Raw genomic sequence first — 22,924 nt, 5'->3', positions numbered from 1 at the left:
GGGCCGCCTAGCGCCGCCCGAGCTTCTCGAAGAGCGCCTGCAGTTCGCCGACGATGCCGCGGCGGAACAGGAGGACGACGACGACGAAGATCGCCCCCTGGATGATCGTCACCCAGGCGCCGAAGCTCGAGAAGTAGTTCTGGATGGTGACGACCAGCGCCGCGCCGACGGCCGGCCCGAGGATCGTGCCCATGCCGCCGAGCAGCGTCATCAGCACCACCTCGCCCGACATGTGCCAGTGCACGTCGGTCAGCGACGCGAGCTGGAACGTCAGCGCCTTCAGCGAGCCGGCGAGGCCGGCGAGCGAGGCCGACAGCACGAAGGCCATCAGCTTGTAGCGATCGGCGTCATAGCCGAGCGAGATCGCGCGCGGCTCGTTGTCCCGGATCGCCCGCAGCACCTGGCCGAACGGCGAGTGCACCGTGCGGTGGATGAGGAAGACCGCCGCGACGAACACCGCCAGCACGAAGAAGTACATGGCGAAGGGGTTCGACAGGTCGATGAAGCCGAGGAGGTAGCCGCGCGGCACCGCCTGGATGCCGTCCTCGCCGCCGGTGAACGGCGCCTGCAGGGCGAAGAAGTAGACCATCTGGGCGAGCGCCAGCGTGATCATCGCGAAGTAGATGCCCTGGCGGCGGATGGCGAGCACGCCGAAGAGAACGCCAAGTCCGGCCGCGACCACCACGCCGGCGAGGATGCCGAGCTCGGTCGGCAGCGCCCACACCTTCACCGCGTGCGCCGTCACATAGGCCGACATGCCGAAGAAGGCGGCGTGGCCGAACGACAGCAGCCCCGCATAGCCGAGCAGGAGGTTCAGCGCGCAGGCGAACAGCGCGAAGCACAGCGCCTTGATGACGAAGACGGGGTAGAGCACGAAGGGTGCAGCCACAGCGAGCACGACGCAGACGGCGACGATCGCCACCGTCTTCATCGACAGGCCGGACTTTCCGGCAACAGAAGCCTTGCCGGCGGCGGGAGCTTCGAGGGAGCGGTCGACCATGGTCCGTCTCCTCAGGCCGCGCGGCCGAACAGGCCTGCCGGGCGGACCAGCAGGACGATCGCCATGATGACGAAGATCACGACGCTCGCCGCCTCCGGGTAGAACACCTTGGTCAGCCCCTCGACGAGGCCGAGGGCGAAGCCCGTGACGACTGAGCCGAGGATCGAGCCCATGCCGCCGATCACCACCACGGCGAAGACGACGATGATGAGGTTCGAGCCCATCAGCGGGTTGACCGAGTAGATCGGCGCGGCGAGCACGCCGGCGAAGCCCGCGAGCCCGACGCCGAGCCCGTAGGTGAGCGTCACGAGCTTCGGCACGTCGACGCCGAAGGCACGCACCAGCGTCGGGTTCTCCGTCGCGGCCCGCAGCAGTGCGCCGAGGCGGGTGCGCTCGATCGCCAGCCACACGACGAGGCAGACGACCACCGCCGCCACCACCACCCACGCCCGGTACCAGGGCAGGAACATGAAGCCGAGATTGACGCCGCCGGAGAGCTCCGGCGGGATCGCATAGGGCAGGCCCGAGACGCCGTAGGCTTCGCGGAACACGCCCTCCATCAGGAGCGCCAGTCCGAAAGTGAGCAGCAGCCCGTAGAGGTGGTCGAGGCCGGCGAGCCGGCGCAAGAGCACCCGCTCCATCAGCGCGCCGACGATGCCGACGATCACGGGGGCGATCAGGAGCGCCCCCCAGTAGCCGACGCCGAGATAGGTCAGCGTCATCCAGGCGACGAACGCCCCCATCATGTACTGGGCGCCGTGGGCGAAGTTGATGATGTTGAGGAGCCCGAAGATCAGCGCCAGCCCCATCGAGAGGACCGCGTAGAAGGCGCCGTTGATCAGGCCGAGCAACAGCTGGCCGAACAGCGCCTGGGGCGGGATGCCGAGGAGTTCGAACACGGGCGGGCTCCGGGGAACGTCGACGAAACGTCGACGGGACGTCGGGCAATCGTCGGCCGGGCGGCCCGCCGCCGCACGGGGCGGCAGCGGGCGCTGGCGTCAGCGTGCCGTCACTGGGTGACGAGCGGGCAGTCCGTCGAGAGCGGCTTGTAGGCCTGGTCGCCCGGGATGGTCGCGACGATCTCGAAATAGTCCCAGGGCTTCGTCGACTGCTCCGGCTTCTTCACGCGGGCGAGGTACATGTCGTGCACCAGCCGGCCATCGACGCGCAGTTCGCCGTTGCGGGCGAAGAAGTCGTCCACGGGCATCTCGTGCATCTTGGCGGCGACCGTCTTGCCGTCGTCGGTACCGGCGGCATCCACGGCCTTCAGATAGTGGAGCACCGAGGAATAGACGCCGGCGTGCACCATCGTCGGCATCTTGCCGGTCTTCTCGAAGAAGCGCTGCGCGAACGGCCGGCTCTCGTCGTCGAGATCCCAGTAGTAGCCGGTGGTGAGCAGCAGGCCCTGCGCGGCCGGCAGGCCGAGGCTGTGCACGTCGGAGATGAACATCAGCAGCGAGGCGAGGCTCTGGCCGCTCTCGACGATGCCGAACTCCGCCGCCTGCTTGATGGCGTTGGTGGTGTCCTGGCCGGCGTTGGCGAGGCCGATCACCTTGGCGCCGGAGGCCTGCGCCTGCAGCAGGAAGGAGGAGAAGTCGGAGTTCGGGAACGGATGGCGGACGGCACCGAGCACCTTGCCGCCGTCCTTCTCGATCACCGCCGAGGTGTCGGCCTCGAGCGCGTGGCCGAAGGCGTAGTCGGCGGTGATGAAGAACCAGGTGTCGCCGCCGTTCTTCACGGTGGCGCCGCCGGTGCCGTTCGCCAGCGCCGCGGTGTCGTAGGCCCAGTGGAAGCCGGTCGGCGAGCACGCCTTGCCGGTCAGCGCCGTCGTCGCGGCGCCCGATACCATGTCGATCTTGCCGCGCTCGCGCGCCACTTCGCGCACCGCAAGCGCGGTCGCCGACGTCACCAGGTCGAAGATCGCGTCGACGCCCTCAGCGTCGTACCACTGCCGCGCCGTCGCCGAGGAGATGTCAGCCTTGTTCTGGTGGTCGGCGGAGACGACCTCGACCGTCTTGCCGTTGAGCGGCTTGCCGAAGTCCTCGATCGCCATCTGGGCGGCGACGACCGAGCCCTGGCCGGCGATGTCGGAATAGGTGCCCGACATGTCGGTCAGCACGCCGATCTTGACGCCGTCGTTCTGGAAGCCCTGGGCGGCCGCGCTGCCGGCGAGGATGCAGGCGCCGGCGGCGCCGAGCAGAAGGGTTCTGAAGGTCATTTGCGTTCTCTCCCTTGAAGTCTGTTGCGGGCTCCCGCCCGTGGGTGGTGAGAGGTCGCCGGGGGCGGCGTCCGCTCAGATGCCGAGGTATCCCCTCAGACGTTCGAGGTTCGCCGGAAGGCCAGCCCGGTCGAAGCTGTCGACGACGGTACCGTGCTCGACGACGTAGTGCCGGTCGGCCACCGCCGAGGCGAAGGCGAGGTTCTGCTCGACGAGCAGCACGGTGAAGCCGCGCGTCCGCAGGTCCTCGACGATCGCCTGGATCTGCTGGACGATCACCGGGGCGAGGCCCTCGGTCGGCTCGTCGAGCAGGAGCAGCGTCGCGCCGGTGCGCAGGATGCGGGCAACCGCCAGCATCTGCTGCTCGCCACCCGACAGCTTCGTGCCGGGGCTCTCGAAACGCTCGGCGAGGCGCGGAAACAGCTTGATCACCTCGGCTTCCGACATGCCGCCGCGCTTCACCACCGGCGGCAGCAGCAGGTTCTCGCGCACGGTGAGGCTCGCGAAGATGCCGCGCTCCTCCGGGCAGAGCGCGATGCCGAGGCGGGCGATGCGGTTCGACGGCAGGCCGATCGTCTCGGTGCCCTCGAACGTCACCGAGCCCTTGCGCTGCCCGAGGATGCCCATGATCGCCTTCAGCGTCGTCGTCTTGCCGACGCCGTTGCGGCCGAGCAGCGTCGCGACCTCGCCCTTCTGCACGTCGAAGCTCATGCCGTGCAGGACGTGGGACTCACCGTACCAGCCGTTGAGATCGCGCACCGACAGCAGCGGCGCAGCGGCGCCGGCCGGCCGCGTAGCGGTTGCAGTCATTGCCTCAGCCATGACCGGCTCCTGCGAGGGCTGCCCCGTGGCCGGAGCCCATGTAGGCCTGCACCACTTCCGGGTTCTTCGAGACGACCGCGTAGGGCCCCTCCGCCAGCACAGCGCCGCGCTGCAGCACGGTGATGGTGTCGGAAAGGTCGGCGACGACGGAGATGTTGTGCTCGACCATCAGCACCGTGCGGTCCTTGGAGATGCGGCGGATGAGGGCGGCGGTGCGCTGGATGTCCTCCTGGCCCATGCCGGCCATCGGCTCGTCGAGGAGGAGCATCTCGGGCTCGAGCGCCAGCGTCGTGGCGATCTCGAGCGCCCGCTTGCGGCCGTAGGAGAGGTCGCCGGCGGCCGTATCCAGGAACTCGGCGAGGCCGACCCACTCGGCGAGTTCGGCGGCGCGGCCGTCGAGGCGCTTGAGCGTCTTCTCCGAGCGCCAGAAGTCGAAGGAGGCGCCCTCCCGCCGCTGCAGCGCGACGCGGACGTTCTCGCGCACCGACAGCCGCGGGAACACCGCCGAGATCTGGAACGAGCGCACCAGCCCCATGCGGGCGATCCGCGCCGGCCGGGTGCGGGTGATGTCGTGGCCGTTGAAGACGATCGTGCCGGCGGTCGGCTCGAGGAACTTCGTCAACAGGTTGAAGCAGGTGGTCTTGCCGGCGCCGTTCGGCCCGATCAGCGCGTGGATGGTGCCCCGCTTCACCGCGAGGTCGACATTGTCGACGGCGCGGAAACCGCGGAACTCCTTCACGAGCCCCTTCGTCTCGAGGATGACGTCGCCGGCCGCCGTCATGTCAGCGCCTTCGCCTGTTCGCGGAGCTGGAACTTCTGGATCTTGCCGGTGGAGGTCTTCGGCAACGGCCCGAACACCACCGTCTTCGGCGCCTTGAAGCGGGCCATGTTGTCCCGCGCCCAGGCGACGATCTCCGCCTCGCTCACCGTCGCGCCGTCCTTCAGCGCGATGAACGCGCACGGCGTCTCGCCCCAGGTCGCATCGGGCCGCGCCACCACCGCCACCTCCTGCACCGCCGGGTGGCGGTAGAGGATGTCCTCGACCTCGATGGACGAGATGTTCTCGCCGCCGGAGATGATGACGTCCTTGGAGCGGTCCTTCAGCTGGATGTAGCCGTCGGGGTGCATGACGCCGATGTCGCCGGTGTGGAACCAGCCGCCGGCGAAGGCTTCCGCGGTCGCCGTCGGGTTCTTGAAGTAGCCCTTCATGACGATGTTGCCGCGCATCATCACCTCGCCCAACGTCTCGCCGTCCGGCTCGACCGGCGTCATTGTCGAGGGATCCATCACCGAGAGCCCGTGCTGGACGTGGTAGGTGACGCCCTGGCGGGACTTCTGGCGCGCCCGCTCCTCCGGCGGCAGACCGTCCCACTCCTCCTTCCAGGCGCACATCACCGCCGGCCCGTAGACCTCGGTGAGGCCGTAGACGTGGGTGATGGCGAAGCCCTCCGCCTCCATGCTGGCAATGACCGCGGCGGCCGGCGGGGCGCCCGCCGTCATCACCTTGACGGCGCGCGGCAGCGGCCGCTTCTCGGCGGCCTTGGCGTTGATCAGGAAGGTCAGCACCGTCGGCGCCGCGCAGAAGTGGTCGACCTTCTCGGTCTCGATCGCCTCGTAGATCGCCGCGGCGCTGATGCGGCGCAGGCAAACCGCGGTGCCGGCGAGCATCGCCAGCGTCCACGGGAAGCACCAGCCATTGCAGTGGAACAGCGGCAGCGTCCAGAGATAGCGCGGGTGCGCCGGCATCTGCCAGGCGAGCGCATTGCCGATGGCGTTGAGGTAGGCGCCGCGGTGGTGGGTGACGACCCCCTTCGGGTTGCCGGTGGTGCCGGACGTGTAGGAGAGCGCGATCCCCCGCCACTCGTCGTCCGGCAGCGACCAGGCGAACGCCGGATCGCCCTCGGCCAGCAGCGCCTCGTAGTCCGGCAGCCCGGGGTTCTCGACGCCGGAACCGTCGTCGATGACGATGATCGGCGGCTTCGTCACCGACAGTGCCACGGCTCGCTGCACGACCTCGAGGAACTCCGCCGCGACGATGAGGATCTTCGCCTCGGCATGGTCGAGGATGAAGGCGATCGCCTCGGCGTCGAGGCGGGTGTTGATGGTGTTGAGCACGGCGCCCGACATCGGCACGCCGAAGTGCGCCTCCATCATCGCCGGGATGTTGCTCGCGACCACCGACACGGTGTCGTTCAGCCCGAGCCCGCGCTGCTGCAGGGCGGACGCGAGGCAGCGGCAGCGCGCGTAGGTCTCCCGCCACGTGTACCGCTCGTCGCCGTACACGACCGACGGCCGGTCCGGATAGACGAAGGCGGCGCGCTCGAGGAAGACGAGCGGCGACAGCACGGCAAAATTGGCGTCGTTGCGGTCGAGACCGATCTCGTACGGATCGACGGCGCGCGCCGGACGCTCCATCTTGTTCACGGCGCCCTCCCCTCATGTTTGTTGCGGGACTCTTGGGCCCCGATCTTATCGACAATCGGTCCGGAATGTAACGCGATTGTAACAAGCTCCGCGTCGCGCTTGATCTACACGCGCCGGCGGCGCAACGATCGTATCCGAACGACAATCCCGGCAAGGGAGAGGCAGGGGTGCCTAATCGCAGGCGAGCAGAACCGGACGAGGCGACGTTCCTCCTGATCCAGGCCGGGCTCGACCACATCGACCAGGGGATCACCATCTTCGACCGGAAGCTCGAGCTGGTCGCGTGGAACCGCGTCTTCTTCCAGATGTTGGAGTTTCCCGAGAAGCTGGCGCGGCGCGGCACGCCGTTTTCCGCCTTCATGCGCCACAACGCCGAGCGCGGCGAATACGGGCCGGGCGACGTCGAGACGCTGGTGACCCAGCGCGTCGAGACCGCCCGCCGCTTCCTGCCGCACGCGATCGAGCGCGTCCGTCCGAACGGCCGCATCATCGCGGTCCGCGGCGAGCCGCTGCCGGACGGCTCCGGTTTCGTCACCGTCTATTCCGACGTCACCGAACAGCGCCTGCAGGAACGGCGCATCCTGGCCGAGAAGGTCGGGCTCGAATCGCGCCTCCGCCTCATCACCGATGCGGTGCCGGCGCTGATCGCCTATATCGACCGCGACGAGCGCTACCAGTTCGTCAATCGCGGCTATGCCGAGTGGGTCGGCCGCCGCAAGGAGGGTGTGCTCGGCCGCAAGGTGCGCGCCATCCTGGGCCCGCGCGTCTACGACGCCATCAAGCCGCACATCGATGCGGCCTTCCGCGGCGACCGCGCCACGTATGAATACTCCGCCGAACGCGCCGGCCGCACCGTGCACGCCCGCTCCACCCTCGTTCCCGAGGTGCTCGACGACGGCGCGGTGGCGGGCCTGTTCGTGCTCTCCTCCGACATCACCGCCGAGAAGGCGGCGCAGGCGGCGCTGGTGCAGGCGCAGAAGATGCAGGCGATCGGCCAGCTCACCGGCGGCCTCGCCCACGACTTCAACAACCTCCTCACCATTGTCATCGGCAACCTCGCGACGCTCGCCGAGCGCCCCGACACGGCGGAATTCGTCGAGCCCGCGCTCGCCGCCGCCCGCCGCGGCGCCGACCTCACCCGCCGCCTGCTCGCCTTCGCCCGCCGCCAGCCGCTCGCCCCGCAGCCGACCGAGATCAACGCGCTGATCGCCTCGATGGTCGGCCTGCTGGATCGCTCGCTTTCCAAGGACGTCGAGATCGCCCTCTCCCATCGCGCCGGCACGGCCTATGCTCTGGTCGATCCGCACCAGATGGAGAACGCGCTGATCAACCTTGCCCTCAACGCCCGTGACGCCATGCCCGACGGCGGCCGGCTGTCGATCGCCACCAGCCTCGTCGACGCCGCCGCGCTCGACGGCTTCGACGATACGGTGGCGCCGGGCCCCTACGTGCGCGTCGACGTCACCGACACCGGCACGGGCATGGATGCCGAAACGCTGTCGCGCGCGCTCGAGCCCTTCTTCACCCGCAAGCGCCCCGGCACCGGCAGCGGCCTCGGGCTGCCGATGGTCTATGGCTTCGTCAAGCAGTCCGGCGGCCACATCCGCCTCGCCTCCGCCCCCGGCGCCGGCACGACGGTGACGCTGCTGCTGCCGCGCGCCGAGGAGCCCGCCGCCACCGTCGAGGCGCCCGAGATCGCCGCCGCCCTGTTGAGCCGCTCGCCGCTCGCCGAGCAGCGCCTCGTCCTCGTCGTGGAGGACGAGCCGGACGTGCGGGCCCTCCTGCGCCGCCAGCTCACCGAGGCCGGCCATGCCGTCCTCGTCGCCGCGAGCGGCGCCGAGGCGCTGGAGCTGATCGAGACGGTGGAAGACCTTGACGTCCTCGTCACCGACGTCGTCATGCCCGGCCGCCCCGATGGCCTCAGCCTCGCCGCGATCGCCCGCCGCCGCCGGCCGGACCTCAAGATCATCGTCGTCACCGGCCACGCCGAACGCCTCGCCGCGCCCGGGCGACCCGCCGCGCCCCTGCCCTATCCGGTGCTGATGAAGCCCTTCACCGCCGCCGAGCTCGCCGCCGCGGTGGCCGCCGACGGGCCGGCGCGCCGGTGAGCGAGGCCGCCCCCCTCGTCTTCCTGCTCGAGGACGAGGACGACATCGCCGCGCTGGTGGTCCGAGCGCTCGAATCCTTCGGCATGCGGGTGGAGCGTTTTGCCCGCGGCCGCGACTTCCTTGCCCGCTTTGGGAAGGAGCCGCCGGACCTCGCCATCCTCGACCTCGGCCTGCCCGACGTCGACGGCCTGGAGATCGTCAAGGCGGTGCGCCGCCAGGGGGGCACCGGCATCCTCGTCGTCACCGGCCGGGCGGACACCGCAGACCGCGTCCTCGGGCTGGAGCTCGGCGCCGACGACTATGTCGTGAAGCCCTTCGAGCCGCGCGAGCTCGTCGCCCGCGCCCGCTCCGTTCTGCGTCGCCTCGCGGGCCCCGATACGGCGATGGCCGCCAGCGCCACCGAGGTCGCCCGCTTCGCCGGCTTCACCTTCTCCACCGCCACCAACGCGCTGACGACCCCCGCCGGCGAGACGCGGCCGCTCAGCGTCGCCGAGGCGGCCCTCCTCGTGCTGCTCCTGAAGGCGCCGAACCGCATCCTGTCGCGCGACCAGCTGATGGACGGCCTCGGCATCGCCGCGCAGCGCACCCCCTTCGACCGCTCCGTCGACGTGCGGGTATCGCGTCTCCGCCGCAAGCTCGACGACACCGCCGCCGAGCCGACGCTCATCCGCACCGTCTACGGCGCCGGCTATCTCTTCAACGCCCGCGTGACATGGGGCGCCGGCGAGTAGGGCGGCGGCGGAAGGGGAGGCCTTCCCGCGGCAGTTGCAACCGGCCGACGGTGGAGGGGCGAACCCGCATCGGCTATCGAGGGCCCCGCTTTCCGGGGGGCCGTGCCGAGGCGATCCGCGGCGGTTCGGGTCCCCACCGCGGAGGCAGCGAAGCCGCGCCGATGATCGGGCCGCATCGGCGTCGCAAGAGTGTCGCGAGGATCCCATGAAGCTTCCGAAGCCGTCGGCGAAGGCCCTCGTCCCCGTGGCAGAGCGCTGGGCGGATCCGAAGGAGACCTACGGCCACGCCAACCCGCAACGCGCCCGTGAGGTGGCCGACAAGCTCATCGCCTTTGGTGTCACAAGCGTTCTCGACATCGGCTGCGGGAACATGAAGCTCGGCGAGCTTCTGGGGCCGGCCGGCATCGGCTACGTCCCGGCCGACGTCGTCGCGCGCTCTCCCGAATGCCTGGTCGTCGATCTCAACCGGGACCCGGTGCCGGTCTGCGACGCCGAATGCGCGGTGATGATCGGCGTCCAGGAGTTCCTCGACGACCCCGCTCGCGTGCTGCAGGACGTCGCGGCCAAGTACGCGCGGATCCTGATCACGCTGTCGCCGCTGCAGACGATCTACGAACAGGTGTGGCACGGACGTCCGCACGCGATCACCAGCACCCACGTCACCGCCTTCAGCCTCAAGGACTACAAGAAGATCTTCGCTCGCCACTTCGTCATCGAAGACCTCGACGTCATGTCCAACGGCCAGTACGTGCTGCTCGGCCGCTCGAAGCAGGTCCTGCGGCCGGCCGCGCCAGCCGTCGCAGCTTCGGGACCCGAGACAGCGACGACCCAGCCCGGCGTCGTCGGCAACGACATCGACTTCGACCAGCTGGCGAGCCGGTTCGAGGCGCATATCTTCAAGTCCGTGCCCTTCCACGGCGTGTTCCTGCGCACCGCGGCGATGCTCGCCGCCAGCGTGGTGCGGCCAGGCACCGTGTGCCTCGACCTCGGGTGCTCGACCGGGCGCTTCCCCCGGCTGTTGCGCCGCCAGCTGCGCGGGATCGCCCCCGTGCAGATCGTCGCGGTCGACAACTCGCCCGAGATGATCGCCGAGGCGCGGCGGCGCGATCCGAGCCCGCTGACAGAGTACGTGCTGGAGGACATCGTCAGCTTCGAGTTCCCCGCGTCCCCCGTCTTCGTCTCCTCCCTGTTCACCCTGCAGTTTCTCGACACCCCGGACAGGCAGACCGTTCTCGCCAGGATCCACGACGCGCTGGAGTGGCGCGGCTGTGCCGTGATCGCCGAGAAGGTCCTGGAGGAGAGCGGCAAGGGCCAGATGACCAACCACTACATGCTCAACGCCTACAAGCGCTCGATGGGGCTCTCCGATCCCGAGGTGCTGGAAAAGGAGCGTGCCGTGCGCTCGACGCTCCGACCCCTCAGCCGGCGGGACAACGAGGCGCTGTTCCGCGACGCCGGCTTCCACAATGTGCACGTCGCACTGTCGGCCTTCGGCTGGGACCTCTATCTGCTCGAGAAGGTCTGAGCAGGCGAGGCCGTCCGCCTCGCACTCGCCACGACCCTCACCTATATGCGGCCAGCACCGCGAGCACGCGGCGGCGCGGCAGGACGGGACGACGGACAGGATCATGGCGAACGAACGCGTCTCGCGCTTTCTCGGCGGCTCGCCCTTGCGGGTTCTCGTGCAGCTCCTGCTCTTGTCGCTCGTCGTCGGCGTGGTGATGGCGGCGCTCGGGCTGGAGCCGTTCGATCTCGTGAACTGGATCGTCCGCGCCGCCGAGCGCATCGTCGACATGGGCTTCGGCGCGGTCGAGCAGGTCGGCCGCTACCTGCTGCTCGGCGCTGTCGTGGTGATCCCGATCTGGCTCATCCTGCGCCTCGTCAACGCCGGCAAGAGCTGACTGGCGACTGAACTTCGCAACGGAGGCGCCGCCTCTTCCTTCTCCCGCTCGCGGGAGCAAGATCCGCGGTGCTTCTCCCTTCTCCCGCCCCGCGGGAGAAGGTGGCGCGCAGCGCCGGATGAGGGCCGGCGCACGCGAGTGCGCCGGAACCCACGGGTGCCCAGGCTTTCGTCAGCGACACCCTTCCGCGCGTTCCGCGCGGCCCTCATCCGCCCTTCGGGCACCTTCTCCCGCTCGCGGGAGAAGGAAGCCGCCCTCTCACGCATCCCCGATCAGCGTCAGCCAGCCGTCCTCGTCGATCACCTCGATGCCGAGCTCGGCCGCAAGCTTGAGCTTCGAGCCGGCGCCCGGCCCGGCGACGACGAGGTCGGTCTTCTTCGACACCGAGCCCGCCACCTTGGCGCCGAGCGTCTCCGCCCGCGCCTTAGCCTCGTCGCGTGTCATCTTCTCGAGCGCCCCGGTGAACACCACCGTCTTGCCGGCGACCGGCGAGCCCGTCGCCTTCGGCGCCTCGACCTTCTCGACGCTCACCTCGGCGAGGAGCCGGTCGAGCGCCTCGCGGTTGTGCGCCTCCTGGAAGAAGTCGACGACGGCTTCGGCCAACGTCTCCCCGATGCCCTCGATGGCATCGAGCTCGGCCACCGCCGCCTCCGCCGACTGCCCGGTCATCGCCGTCCAGAACGCCTCCCACGTCCCGTAGGTGCGGGCGATCAGGCGGGCCGTCGTCTCGCCGACGTGGCGGATGCCGAGCGCGAAGACGAAGCGGTCGAGGCCTACCCGCCGCCGCGTGTCGATCGCCTTGAAGAGGTTCGCGACCGACGTCGCCCCGAACCCCTCGCGGTCCTTCAGCTTCTTGAGCGCCGCCTTGTCGCGCGCCTCCAGCGTGAAGATGTCGGCCGGCTCGTTGATCAGTCCATCAGCGTGGAAGGCGGCGATCTGCTTCTCGCCGAGGCCCTCGATGTCGAAGGCATGGCGCGACACGAAATGGCGCAGCCGCTCCACCGACTGCGCCGGGCAGATCAGCCCGCCGGTGCAGCGCCGCACCGCGTCCTCCTTGCCGGTGCGCGGGTTGATCTCGCGCACCGCGTGGCTGCCGCAGGCCGGGCATACCGTCGGGAAAACGAACGGCTCTGCCCCCTCCGGCCGGCGTTCAAGCACCGGGCCCACCACCTGCGGGATGACGTCGCCCGCCCGCTGCACGATCACCGTGTCGCCGACGCGCACGTCCTTGCGGGCAATCTCGTCCTCGTTGTGCAGCGTCGCGTTGGCGACGACGACGCCGCCGACCGTCACCGGCGTGAGGCGCGCCACCGGCGTCAGCGCGCCGGTGCGGCCGACCTGGATCTCGATCGCCTCCAGCACCGTCGTCGCCTGCTCGGCCGGGAACTTGTGGGCGATCGCCCAGCGCGGCGAGCGCGAGACGAAGCCGAGGCGGGCCTGCAGATCGAGCCGGTCGACCTTGTAGACGACGCCGTCGATGTCGTAGCCGAGCCCGGCCCGCTCCGCCTCGGTCTCGCGATAGTAGGCGATGACGTCTTCGACCGTCTCGCAGCGGCGGATGCGCGGGTTGACCGGGAAGCCCCAGGCGCGGAACAGCGCCAGCATGTCCGACTGCGTCTCGGCTGGCATGGCGCTCATCTCGCCCCAGGCATAGGCGAAGAAGCGCAGCGGCCGGCTCGCCGTGATCGCCGGATCGAGCTGGCGCAGCGACCCCGCTGCGGCGTTCCTGGGATTGGCGAACACCCGCCCGCTCTCCGCCATGCGCGCGTTCAGCGCCGTGAAATCGGCGTGGGACATGTAGACCTCGCCGCGCACCTCGACGACCTCGGGCGCGCCCTTGGGCAGCGTGTCGGGGATCTCCGCGATCGTCTGGACGTTCGCCGTGACGTTCTCGCCCACCGACCCGTCGCCGCGCGTCGCCGCCGTGACGAGCCTCCCGCCCTCGTAGCGCAGCGACAGCGACAGGCCGTCGATCTTCGGCTCGGCGTCGATGACGAGCGCCTCCTCGGCCGGCCAGCGCAGGAAGCGGCGGATGCGGGCGACGAAGTCGGCGACGTCCTCTTCGGCGAAGGCGTTGTCGAGCGACAGCATCGGCACGGCGTGCCGCACCTGGCCGAACGCCTCCGACGGCGCCGCCCCCACCGTCTGGGTCGGGCTGTCGGCGCTGACGAGCTCGGGGTGCGCCGCCTCGATCGCCGCCAGCCTCTGGCGGAGCGCGTCGTACTCGGCGTCGGAGACCGTCGGCGCGTCCTCGCGGTAGTAGCGCACGTCGTGGCCGCGGATCTCCTCCGTCAGCCGCGCGTGCTCGGCCGCCGCATCCTCCATCGTCAGGTTGGCGACATCGTCGCCGGCCGCCGCCGCGGCCGTCTCCGCCGCGCCGTCCGCCTTCCCCGTCCCCCGGTCTTTGGACCTCGCCATCGCCGGTTCACTCCCGCTCGCCTGCCGTGCCCTCCATAACCCGAAGCGACCCCGTTCCGGCACCCCCCGCCGCGCGGTCACCGGTGGAGGGTTTGGCGACGGCCGCGAGCGCGCTATGGATGCGGCCGCCGCGCACGCGGCGGTGCACGCATGGAGGGTGGGCCTTGCCGGAGATCGTGGCGGTGCTGGCGGAGATCGCCGATCAGATGGCGCGCGAGAGCGAGCGCGGCCGGGTGGCGAGCTACATCCCGCAGCTCGCCCGCGTCGATCCGAAGAAATTCGGCATCGCCGTCGTCACCGCCGAGGGTGCCGTGCACGTGGCGGGTGACGCCGAGGAGCCGTTCTCGATCCAGTCGATCTCGAAGGTGTTCACGCTGACGCTGGCGCTCGGCCGCGTCGGCGACACCTTGTGGCGCCGCGTCGGCCGCGAGCCCTCGGGCAACGCGTTCAACTCGATCGCCCAGCTCGAGCGCGAGAACGGCGTGCCGCGCAACCCTTTCATCAACGCCGGCGCCATCGTCGTCACCGATGTCGTGCTGTCCGGCCATCCGCCGAAGGAGGCGCTCGGCGACATCGTCCAGTTCATGCGCTTCCTCGCCGGCAACGAGGAGATCGTCGTCGACAAGGCGGTGGCGCAGTCGGAGACGGCGACCGGCTACCGCAACGTCGCGCTCGCCAACTACATGAAGGCCTTCGGCAATATCGAGAACCCGCCGGAGATGACGCTCGGCGTCTACTTCCACCAGTGCGCCATCGCCATGAGCTGCCGCGACCTTGCGCACGCCGGCCGCTTCCTCGCCGAGGACGGCCACCACCCGGCGACCCGCCGCCGCGTCGTTTCACGCGAGCGGGCGCGCCGCATCAATGCGCTGATGCTGATGTGCGGCCACTATGACGGCTCGGGCGACTTCGCCTTCAAGGTCGGCATCCCCGGCAAGAGCGGCGTCGGCGGCGGCATCCTCGGCATCGTGCCGGGCGAGGCGTCCATTTGCGTCTGGTCCCCGGGCCTCAATGCCACCGGCAACTCCCACCTCGGCTCGCTGGCACTGGAGCGCCTGACCAAGGCGATGGGCTGGTCGGTCTTCGGGGCGTGAGGGGGGGTTCCCTACGGTTCTCCGAGCGGTCGATGTTCGGTTTGGATCGAAGTGGGTCTGGCTTTGGAGCATAGCGCAGGCGACGACGACGAGGTGGTCTGCGGGATGGGCCCTTCGAAAGGTGTGCATCCCGCAGCCTCGCGGGGGAGGGAAAGCGCCGCCGTCCCCGCGCTCACCGCCTCACGCCGCCATCGCCGCCTCCGGCGCGGTGAACGTCTGCCCCAGCGCCGCCGCCACCGCCGGATGGGTCACGCGGCCGCCGGAGACGTTGAGGCCGTTGCGCAGGTGGGCGTCGTCGGCGAGCGCCTGCTTCCAGCCCTTGTCGGCGAGCGCCAGCGTGAAGGGCAGCGTCACGTTGTTGAGCGCGAACGTCGAGGTGCGCGACACCGCGCCCGGCATGTTGGCGACGCAGTAGTGGACGATGCCGTCGACGACGTAGGTCGGCTCGGCGTGGGTAGTGGCGCGGCTCGTCTCGCAGCAGCCGCCCTGGTCGATCGCCACGTCGACGATGACGGCGCCGGGCTTCATGCGCTTGACGAGGTCGCGGGTGACGAGCTTCGGCGCGGCCGCACCCGGCACCAGCACCGTGCCGATGACGAGGTCGGCGTTGGTGACGAGGCGGTCGATGGCGTCGCGGGTGGAGAACACCGTGCGGATCTCGGTGCCGAAGCGGTCGGCGGCGCGGCGCAGCGCCACCGGCGAGCGGTCGACGATCGTCGTCGTGGCGCCCATGCCCAGCGCGATCAGCGCGGCGTTGGAGCCGGCGACGCCACCGCCGAGGATGACGACGTCGCCCGGCGGCACGCCCGGCACGCCGCCGAGGAGCACGCCGCGGCCGCCGTGCGCCTTTTCCAGGCAGGCGGCGCCGACCTGCACCGACATGCGGCCGGCGACTTCCGACATCGGGGTGAGCAGCGGCAGCGTGCCGTCCGCGGCAGTCACCGTCTCGTAGGCGATGCAGGTGGCGCCCGACGCCATCAGGTCGCGGGTCTGGTCGGGATCGGGAGCGAGGTGGAGGTAGGTGAAGAGGATCTGGCCGGGGCGCAGGCGGGCGCGCTCGACGGCGAGCGGCTCCTTCACCTTGACGATCATCTCGACGGCGGAAAACACCTCCTCCGCCGTGGCGGCGATGGTGGCGCCGGCGCGGACATAGTCGTCGTCGGAGAGGCCGGCGCCGAGGCCCGCCCCGGTCTCGACCATCACCGTGTGGCCGTGCAGGACGAGCTCGCGGACGCTCGAGGGCACCAGCCCGACGCGGTACTCGTGGACCTTGATTTCCTTCGGAACACCGATGCGCATGACGGCCTCCCCGCCGTGGGTTCTAAAACGATGGGAGAGAGGAGCACGGGGGCGGCGAAATGTGCTGCCGAAGTGGCCGAATGGGCACCGCCGGACGCAATACGATTGCGTGATGGCGCCGTTTCTGGGAGATTTCTGCGAAGCCTGTCCCGGGGAGCCGCATGATCGACGTCGATGGCCGCGACCGGGCGATCCTGACGGCGCTGCAGAAGGATGGCCGGCTCAGCAATCTCGACCTCGCCGCCGCGGTCGGGCTGTCGCCGTCGGCGTGCCTCCGGCGCGTCAAGGCGCTGGAGGATTGCGGGCTGATCGCCGGCTACGCGATGCTGCTCGACCCGAAGGCGGCGGGGCTCGCCGGCAACGCCTTCGTGTCGATCTCGCTCGACCAGCAGGGCCGACAGGCGCTCGACCGCTTCGAGGCGGCGGTGGGCGGCATTCCCGAGGTGATCGCCTGCTACCTCATCGCCGGCCAGGCCGACTATCTGCTGCAGGTCGCCTACCGCGACAGCGCCGACTTCGAACGCATCCACTCGGAGATCCTGACGCAGCTGCCGGGTGTCGTGCGCGTGCAGTCGACGCTGGCGCTCAGGACCGTCAAGCGAACCACGGCACTGCCGATCTAGACTCCCGGAGCTTGTCGGGGCCGAGCGCGGCGGCTAGTCACGGCGGCGCCCTCTTGCGCCACACGAGCACCCTCCCGATGCCCCACCCGTCCATCTCCGCCATCCTGTTCGACAAGGACGGGACGCTGCTCGACTACCAATCGAGCTGGGGTCAGATCAACCGGCGGGCGGCGATGATCGCAGCAAAGGGCGACGCGGCGTTCGCCGCACAGTTGATGCGGTTCGGCGGCATGGACCCGGACAGCGGCATCACCTTTGCCGATGGGTTGCTCGCCGCCGCGACGGCGCGCGAGATCGCCACCGCCTGGGTGGCGGAGGGCGCGCCGTTTTCCGCCGACAGGCTGACCGCCCTGCTCGACGAGGAATTCTGCAATTCCGTCGGCAGCGTCGTGCCGGTGACGGACCTCGTCGCGCTGTTTTCGCGGCTGAAGCGGCGCGGCATGACGCTCGGCATCGCCTCCAGCGACGGCAAGGCCTCGATCGAGAAGACGGTGGAGCGCTTCGGGCTGGTGCCTTTCGTCGACTTCATCGCCGGCTACGACAGCGGCTACGGCGTGAAGCCCGGCGGCGGCATGGTGACGGCGTTCTGCGCCCACACGGGCGTCGCGCCGTCCGCGGTGGCGGTGGTCGGCGACAACGGCCACGACATGGAGATGGCGCACGCTGGCGGCGCGGGCCTGCGCATCGGCGTGCTCACCGGCACCGGCACCCGCGAGAGCCTGACGCCTATGAGCCACATGGTGCTGGGGTCGATCGAGGAACTCGAGGGCGTGCTGTTCGGGTAGAGTTCAGCCGGCTCCGAACAAGCGGCGGTGATCGACGGCCACGTGAAGGACACGCAGGATCAGAACGACCTCGGCCGACGCCCTGTAGAAGATGAGATAGTTGCCGAAGACCCGTCGCCTGACGCCCGTTCTCCCGAGGCGTGGCGCCAGCGGGAAGGCGAGCGGGCGGCGAGCCACGCCATCGCAAGCGGATCGCAGCTCATCGACAAAGGTCGCCGCACGCGCCGGATTGGATTCGGCGATGTGCGCGGCGAGGCTCTCCAGATCAGCCTCCGCCTTGTCGGTAAACGCGAGGCGCAGCGCGCTACTCGGCTGCACCGTACTTCGCTTGCAGACGGGCAAAGACCTCTTCGGCCGGCTTGATGCGCCCGGCGTCCGCGTCTGCGAGGCCTTCCATCACGGCGGCATCGATGCGCGCCAGGACGGCCTCGCGCTCCTCGACGAGACGAAGCCCATCGCGCAGAACCTCGTCTACGGAGGCGTATCGGCCAGAGGAGACGAGGTCTGCGACCAACGTCTCGAAGTAGTGCCCGAGCTCTGCCCTGATTGTCACGGCGTGTGCCCTTCGGTCCAAAGAGGCCCCGACTCTAGCAGCTTGGTCGGGCACGGCAACGCGAGCGTGCGCTTTACCGTGACCGACCTTGGCAGCCTCGCGGACCGCCCGCGCCTACCTCAGCTTCTCGATGTAGGCAACGAAGGCGGTGAGCTGGGTGGTGATGAACTGGCGGGTCGGCTCGTCCGTGAGCTTGCCCGTCGCGGCGTCGATCTTGTTCTGGCCCTGGCCGATCATCACCTCGGGCTTGTTGAGGACGTGGGCGTCGAGGAAGACCAGCGCCTGGCGCAGGTGGTACTGCATGCGGGCGCCGCCGAGCGTTCCGCCGGAGACGGACTGGATCGCCACCGGCTTGCCTGCGAAGGGCTGCCCCTTCAGGCGGGAAATCCAGTCGATGGCGTTCTTCAGGCCGCCCGGCATCGAGTAGTTGTACTCCGGCGAGACGATGACGACGCCGTCGGCGGCGCGGATCGCCTCGCCCGCCTCCTCCACCACCGCTGGGATGCCCTCGGCCTGCAGGTCGGCGTCGTAGATCGGGTAGCCGGCGATGGAGGGCAGGGCGGCGAATGTCATGCCGGCCGGCGCGAGCTCCGGCAGGGTGCGGACGACGGCGGCGTTGAGCGAGCCCTTACGCAGGCTGCCGAGCAGGGTGACGAGGTGGAGCGGCTGGACGTCGGTCAAGGGTGTTTCTCCTTGCAGGGTTGAAAGCGCGACGCCACTTCAGGGGGAGGAGGCTGGCGTCGAAAGGGCGGGCAATGGGTGCGTGAGGCGAAGGGGGCGTGCGGAACCCTCTCTCCCGTATCAACGTCATCCTCTCGTGCAACAGTTCCGTTACGCTGGCAGCCGATAAGATCACGACTTCAGGGTCAGCCGCGGTGGCCATGGCCCTGTCGCATCCTGAGGTCTGCTACGCACCGTGAAGGGACCGGACATCCTGACGCCCGACCAGACCAGAGGCGGCGCCCCGAGGGGCCGGAGGATCGGCCTCCCCAGTGCGCTTCGCGCGCAGGCGTGCGGCGGCACCGCGGCGGCTCGGGTCCGATGACCTCTCACGAATACACCGACGGCCTCGCCGGAGCGCCGCCACACGAGGAGCGGCGGCTGTCGGCGATCCTGGCGGCGCTGGTGGCCGATGGCACCCGCACGCGCATCGGCATCGGCGAACTCGTCGGAGCGATGCAGGGCCGCGCCTTCGGCGTCTTGATGTTCATCTTCGCCATTCCGAACGTGCTGCCGACGCCGCCCGGCGTCTCCTCGGTGCTCGGGGCGCCGCTCCTGCTCCTGTCGCTGCAACTCGCGCTCGGGCGGCCGGCGCCGTGGCTGCCGAAGTTCATCGCCCGGCGCTCGCTGCCGGCGGCAGAGTTCGGCGCGGTGGTGCGGCGGGTGGTGCCGTGGATCGCCCGCGCCGAGCGGCTGCTGAAGCCGCGGCTCGGAACTCTGGCGCGGCCGCCGGCGGAACGGCTGATCGGCTTCGTCTGCCTGTTGCTGGCGATCGTGCTGTTCCTGCCGATCCCGCTCGGCAACATGCTGCCGGCCTTGGCGATCTCGATTTTCTCGCTGGCGATCCTGGAGCGCGACGGCGTCGCCGTGCTGATCGGCTACGTGACGGCGGCGGTGTCGGTGTTCGTCGTCGCCGGCGTCGTCTATGCGATGGTGGTGAGCGCGATCTTCCTGCTGAGGCACGCCGTCGGCTGGCTCTGAGCGGGTCGGCCCGCCGTCAGAAGCCGAGCGCCGGGCGCCAGCCGTCCTTCTCGAGCTTGGCGCGCAGGCCGTTGCACGGGGCGATGCGGATGCCCGGCAGATAGGGCACGCGCCGGCCCTTGTTGGCACGAGCCAGGCTGTCGGCGGATTCCTTGCAGACGATGACGACGAGATCGGGGTGCTTGCGCTTGATCTCCATGTACTCGCGCTGCACCACCGCGACGCCGCGGACCGCCGAGAGCACGCCGTAGCCGTCGAGCATGATCTGGAAGCTGCGCCCGGACCCGCCGGCGAGGAAGTCGGCGCCGGTGCGCAGCGCGTTCGAGAACTTGTTCTGGTCGTGGTCGTACTGAACGACGTAGTGCCGGTCGCCGATGCGGGCGGCGTCCGCGGGCGCGACCAGGGTTGCCAGCGCGAAGGCGGCCGCGACGGCGCCGCGAATGGTCGCGCAGGTCACGGCTCGTGGCCCGCCAGTCGCTGGGCAAGCGCGTCGAAGTCGCCGCCGTCAACGGCCGCGGCGACGTCCTCGCCGGTGAGCGCGCCGAACTTGAAGCCGTGGCCGGAGCAGGCGCTGACGAACACGGCGCGGCCGTCGCGCAGGAGCACGAAGCGCTCCTCCGGCGCCATCGTCCAGAAGTTGGTCGGGGCGGAGCGCACGGTGAAGCGCTCGATGCCGTGGAAGCGGCCGCCATAGGCGGCGCGCACGCCGGAGACGTCGGCCGGCAAGGTGCCGCGCTCGTGGTCGGGGTCGCCCCCCCGCGAGCGCTCGCCGGCGCCGAGCTTGAGCGACAGCCCGGCGACCGGAGGCATGCCCCACAGCTCCTCGTCGGTGCCGAGGTCGACCCACGACGGCGCGCCCTCCCAGAACGAGGCGAGGTCTTCCGGCGGGTCGGCATAGAGGACGGTGGTGCGGTAGGGCACGAGCTCGGGCTTGCCCGGAAAGGCGAGCCTGGCCGCGCCGACGCCGGCGGCGACGATGACGCGGTCGGCGGCGAGGCGTTCGCCGGCGGCGGTGACGACCGCCCCGCCCTCCCCGTCGATGGCGGCGACGGGCGTGTCGGGCCGCAGCTCGGCGCCGCGCGCGGTGAGCAAGCGGACCAGCCCGTCGAGGATCGCCTCGGCCATCAGCGCGCCGCCCTCGGGCGTGAAGAGGGCGTAGCGGACGCCGGCGGCGTTGACGAAGGGCAGCCGCGCCGAGATCACCACGGGATCGAGGATCTCGTGCGCGACGGCCAGCTCCTCCATCATCGGCCGGCAGCGGTCGGTCCAGTCACCGTCCGCGCGCGACAGCGCGAAGACGCCGGTCTCGACATAGTGGCGCTCGCCGAGGACGCCCCACAGCCGCTCCCAGGCGGAAAACGCCTCCGGGATGCGGCGGGCATAGACCGGGCGGTCGGGATAGTGGTGGCGGATCAGCCGGTGGTGGTCGAAGGAGGAGGCGGTCGGGTTGGGGATCGCCCCGCGGTCGAGAACGGTGACGGTCCAGCCGCGCTCGGTAAGCTGCAGGGCGGTCGACAGGCCGACGATGCCGGCGCCGACGATCAGGGCGTGCATGGGTGGTCTCCGGAGCCTGTCGCCGCGGTCACATCCGGAACACGCCGAAGCGCGTCTCCGGGATCGGGGCGTTCAGCGTCGCCGCGAAGGCGAGCGCCAGCACGCGGCGCGTCTCCGAGGGGGCGATGATGCCGTCATCCCAGAGCCGCGCGGTGGCGTAGTATGGGTTGCCCTCGGCCTCATAGCGGTCGCGGATCGGCGCCTTGAAGGCGGCCTCCTCCTCGGCGCTCCAGGTACCGCCGTCGGCCTCGATGTTGTCGCGCTTGACGGTCGCGAGCACGCTCGCCGCCTGCTCGCCGCCCATGACGGAGATGCGGGCGTTCGGCCACAGGAACAGGAAGCGGGGCGAGTAGGCGCGGCCGCACATGCCGTAGTTGCCGGCGCCATAGGAGCCGCCGACGATGACGGTGATCTTCGGCACGGCCGCGCAGGCGACCGCGGTGACGAGCTTCGCCCCGTCCTTGGCGATGCCGCGGCTCTCATAGTCGCGGCCGACCATGAAGCCGGTGATGTTCTGCAGGAACAACAGCGGCACCTTGCGGCGGCAGGCGAGCTCGACGAAGTGGGCGCCCTTCAGCGCGCTTTCGGAGAACAGGATGCCGTTGTTGGCGAGGATCGCCACCGGCATGCCGTGGATGCGGGCGAAGCCGCAGACGAGCGTGGTGCCGTAGAGCGCCTTGAACTCGTCGAACTCCGAGCCGTCGACCAGGCGGGCGATGACCTCGCGGGCGTCGTACTGGCGGCGGAGGTCGACCGGCACGACGCCGTCGAGCTCGGCCGGGTCGTAGAGGGGGGCGCGCGGCGGGGCGAGCGACAGGTCCGGCGCCTTGGCGGTGTTCAGCGTCGCGACGATGCGGCGGGCGCGGTCGAGGGCCTGCAGGTCGTCGAGGGCGTAGTGGTCGGCGACGCCGGAGATGCGGGCGTGCACGTCGGCGCCGCCGAGGTCCTCGGCAGAGACCTCCTCGCCGGTCGCCGCCTTCACGAGCGGCGGCCCGGCGAGGAAGATCGTGCCCTGGCGGCGGACGATGATCGTCTCGTCGGACATCGCCGGCACGTAGGCGCCGCCGGCGGTGCAGGAGCCCATGACGACGGCGATCTGGGCGATGCCGGCCGCCGACATCTGCGCCTGGTTGTAGAAGATGCGGCCGAAGTGGTCCCGGTCGGGGAAGACCTCGGTCTGGTTCGGCAGGTTGGCGCCGCCGGAATCGACGAGGTAGACGCACGGCAGCCGGTTCTCGAGCGCGATCTCCTGGGCGCGCAGGTGCTTCTTCACCGTCATCGGGTAGTAGGTGCCGCCCTTGATGGTGGCGTCGTTGCAGACGACCATCACCTCGCGGCCCATGACGCGGCCGATGCCGGTGATCAGACCGGCGCCGTGGATGGCGTCGTCATAGAGGCCGTGGGCGGCGAGCGGCGACAGCTCGAGGAACGGGCTACCGGGATCGAGCAGGCGCATGACGCGCTCGCGCGGCAACAGCTTGCCGCGCTTCAGGTGGCGGGCGCGCGACTTCTCGGGGCCGCCGAGCGCCGCCTCGGCGCGCTTGGCCTGCAGCGTCTCGACGAGGGCGTGCATCTCCGCCGCCTGGGCGGCAAAGCCGTCGGATGCCGTGTCGATGGCGCTCTCGAGGATGGTCAAGCCGGGCTCCCTGTCCGCCCCTCCCGCCGCGGGAGAGCGGGCGCGAGACTAGCGCGC

The 22,924-nt window shown here is 70.3% G+C and carries 22 protein-coding genes; 8 read left to right on the top strand and 14 right to left on the bottom strand.

Annotated features, from left to right (window positions below; translation table 11 throughout):
- Positions 1–7 precede the first annotated feature (7 nt).
- The 6 genes from RUR49_RS23870 to RUR49_RS23845 all read right to left on the bottom strand — a co-directional run bounded on the left by RUR49_RS23870 (position 8) and on the right by RUR49_RS23845 (position 6,455).
- A complete protein-coding gene (locus RUR49_RS23870) occupies positions 8–1,000 on the bottom strand; it encodes a branched-chain amino acid ABC transporter permease (protein WP_409148949.1) in 993 nt (330 codons plus the stop codon).
- Between the two features lie 11 nt (positions 1,001–1,011).
- On the bottom strand, positions 1,012–1,899 hold the full coding sequence (locus tag RUR49_RS23865) for a branched-chain amino acid ABC transporter permease (RefSeq protein WP_409148948.1): 888 nt from the start codon (positions 1,897–1,899) through the stop codon (positions 1,012–1,014).
- Positions 1,900–2,009: 110 nt separating this feature from the next.
- A complete protein-coding gene (locus RUR49_RS23860; protein WP_409148947.1) occupies positions 2,010–3,218 on the bottom strand; it encodes an ABC transporter substrate-binding protein in 1,209 nt (402 codons plus the stop codon).
- Between the two features lie 75 nt (positions 3,219–3,293).
- Entirely contained in the window at positions 3,294–4,040 is a 747-nt protein-coding gene (locus tag RUR49_RS23855) for an ABC transporter ATP-binding protein (protein WP_409148946.1), read from the bottom strand.
- Positions 4,033–4,821 carry an ABC transporter ATP-binding protein gene (locus RUR49_RS23850; protein ID WP_409148945.1) on the bottom strand — a complete coding sequence of 263 codons (789 nt, stop codon included), beginning with the start codon at positions 4,819–4,821 and terminating at the stop codon, positions 4,033–4,035. Before RUR49_RS23850 ends, RUR49_RS23855 begins: the two co-directional genes overlap by 8 nt.
- Positions 4,818–6,455, bottom strand: coding sequence for an acyl-CoA synthetase (locus RUR49_RS23845; RefSeq protein WP_409148999.1), 1,638 nt, complete (start codon positions 6,453–6,455; stop codon positions 4,818–4,820). Before RUR49_RS23845 ends, RUR49_RS23850 begins: the two co-directional genes overlap by 4 nt.
- A gap of 176 nt (positions 6,456–6,631) precedes the next feature.
- On the opposite strand from RUR49_RS23845, the gene RUR49_RS23840 reads away from it, so the two are divergent.
- The 4 genes from RUR49_RS23840 to RUR49_RS23825 all read left to right on the top strand — a co-directional run bounded on the left by RUR49_RS23840 (position 6,632) and on the right by RUR49_RS23825 (position 11,204).
- Positions 6,632–8,572 carry a PAS-domain containing protein gene (locus RUR49_RS23840; protein ID WP_409148944.1) on the top strand — a complete coding sequence of 647 codons (1,941 nt, stop codon included), beginning with the start codon at positions 6,632–6,634 and terminating at the stop codon, positions 8,570–8,572.
- Complete coding sequence (locus RUR49_RS23835; RefSeq protein WP_409148943.1) at positions 8,569–9,303, top strand: response regulator; 735 nt, start codon at positions 8,569–8,571, stop codon at positions 9,301–9,303. Before RUR49_RS23840 ends, RUR49_RS23835 begins: the two co-directional genes overlap by 4 nt.
- 205 nt (positions 9,304–9,508) lie before the next feature.
- Positions 9,509–10,828 (top strand): methyltransferase domain-containing protein, encoded by a 1,320-nt coding sequence (locus tag RUR49_RS23830; RefSeq protein ID WP_409148942.1) that lies wholly within the window; start codon positions 9,509–9,511, stop codon positions 10,826–10,828.
- Positions 10,829–10,931: 103 nt separating this feature from the next.
- Positions 10,932–11,204, top strand: coding sequence for a DUF6460 domain-containing protein (locus RUR49_RS23825; RefSeq protein ID WP_409148941.1), 273 nt, complete (start codon positions 10,932–10,934; stop codon positions 11,202–11,204).
- Between the two features lie 258 nt (positions 11,205–11,462).
- On the opposite strand, the gene ligA is transcribed toward RUR49_RS23825, so the two are convergent.
- Positions 11,463–13,622 (bottom strand): NAD-dependent DNA ligase LigA, encoded by a 2,160-nt coding sequence (gene ligA / locus RUR49_RS23820; RefSeq protein WP_409148940.1) that lies wholly within the window; start codon positions 13,620–13,622, stop codon positions 11,463–11,465.
- A gap of 164 nt (positions 13,623–13,786) precedes the next feature.
- On the opposite strand from ligA, the gene RUR49_RS23815 reads away from it, so the two are divergent.
- Positions 13,787–14,716 (top strand): glutaminase, encoded by a 930-nt coding sequence (locus tag RUR49_RS23815; protein ID WP_409148939.1) that lies wholly within the window; start codon positions 13,787–13,789, stop codon positions 14,714–14,716.
- Between the two features lie 180 nt (positions 14,717–14,896).
- Here the strand turns inward: RUR49_RS23815 and ald are convergent, their stop codons facing one another.
- Positions 14,897–16,015 carry an alanine dehydrogenase gene (gene ald / locus RUR49_RS23810; protein WP_409148938.1) on the bottom strand — a complete coding sequence of 373 codons (1,119 nt, stop codon included), beginning with the start codon at positions 16,013–16,015 and terminating at the stop codon, positions 14,897–14,899.
- 161 nt (positions 16,016–16,176) lie between these two features.
- Here ald and RUR49_RS23805 point away from each other — a divergent pair, with 161 nt between their 5' ends.
- Positions 16,177–16,638, top strand: coding sequence for an Lrp/AsnC family transcriptional regulator (locus RUR49_RS23805; protein ID WP_409148937.1), 462 nt, complete (start codon positions 16,177–16,179; stop codon positions 16,636–16,638).
- Positions 16,639–16,715: 77 nt separating this feature from the next.
- The gene (locus RUR49_RS23800; protein WP_409148936.1) at positions 16,716–17,423 is read left to right on the top strand and encodes an HAD family hydrolase; all 708 of its coding nucleotides are present in this window, start codon (positions 16,716–16,718) and stop codon (positions 17,421–17,423) included.
- A 3-nt stretch (positions 17,424–17,426) separates the two neighbouring features.
- On the opposite strand, the gene RUR49_RS23795 is transcribed toward RUR49_RS23800, so the two are convergent.
- The 3 genes from RUR49_RS23795 to RUR49_RS23785 all read right to left on the bottom strand — a co-directional run bounded on the left by RUR49_RS23795 (position 17,427) and on the right by RUR49_RS23785 (position 18,657).
- Positions 17,427–17,741 (bottom strand): type II toxin-antitoxin system RelE/ParE family toxin, encoded by a 315-nt coding sequence (locus RUR49_RS23795; protein WP_409148935.1) that lies wholly within the window; start codon positions 17,739–17,741, stop codon positions 17,427–17,429.
- Complete coding sequence (locus RUR49_RS23790; RefSeq protein ID WP_409148934.1) at positions 17,728–17,976, bottom strand: type II toxin-antitoxin system ParD family antitoxin; 249 nt, start codon at positions 17,974–17,976, stop codon at positions 17,728–17,730. Before RUR49_RS23790 ends, RUR49_RS23795 begins: the two co-directional genes overlap by 14 nt.
- A gap of 114 nt (positions 17,977–18,090) precedes the next feature.
- On the bottom strand, positions 18,091–18,657 hold the full coding sequence (locus tag RUR49_RS23785; RefSeq protein ID WP_409148933.1) for an NADPH-dependent FMN reductase: 567 nt from the start codon (positions 18,655–18,657) through the stop codon (positions 18,091–18,093).
- A 360-nt stretch (positions 18,658–19,017) separates the two neighbouring features.
- On the opposite strand from RUR49_RS23785, the gene RUR49_RS23780 reads away from it, so the two are divergent.
- Positions 19,018–19,677, top strand: a complete 660-nt coding sequence (locus RUR49_RS23780) for an exopolysaccharide biosynthesis protein (protein WP_409148932.1) — start codon at positions 19,018–19,020, stop codon at positions 19,675–19,677.
- 16 nt (positions 19,678–19,693) lie between these two features.
- Here the strand turns inward: RUR49_RS23780 and RUR49_RS23775 are convergent, their stop codons facing one another.
- From RUR49_RS23775 to RUR49_RS23765, 3 genes are read right to left on the bottom strand one after another with little or no spacing between them, the layout of a single operon-like run.
- Positions 19,694–20,134: a hypothetical protein gene (locus RUR49_RS23775; RefSeq protein ID WP_409148931.1), complete on the bottom strand. Its 441-nt coding sequence runs from the start codon at positions 20,132–20,134 to the stop codon at positions 19,694–19,696.
- Positions 20,131–21,231, bottom strand: a complete 1,101-nt coding sequence (locus RUR49_RS23770) for an FAD-dependent oxidoreductase (protein WP_409148930.1) — start codon at positions 21,229–21,231, stop codon at positions 20,131–20,133. The genes RUR49_RS23775 and RUR49_RS23770 overlap by 4 nt, the downstream gene beginning before the upstream one ends.
- A gap of 28 nt (positions 21,232–21,259) precedes the next feature.
- A complete protein-coding gene (locus RUR49_RS23765) occupies positions 21,260–22,867 on the bottom strand; it encodes a carboxyl transferase domain-containing protein (RefSeq protein ID WP_409148929.1) in 1,608 nt (535 codons plus the stop codon).
- Positions 22,868–22,924 lie beyond the last annotated feature (57 nt).

Source organism: Pseudoxanthobacter sp. M-2, from assembly GCF_046156265.1.
GTDB lineage: Bacteria > Pseudomonadota > Alphaproteobacteria > Rhizobiales > Segnochrobactraceae > CAMDHY01.
The sequence above is the reverse complement of the archived record's forward strand: the minus strand, read 5'-3'. Positions and strand labels throughout refer to the sequence as shown.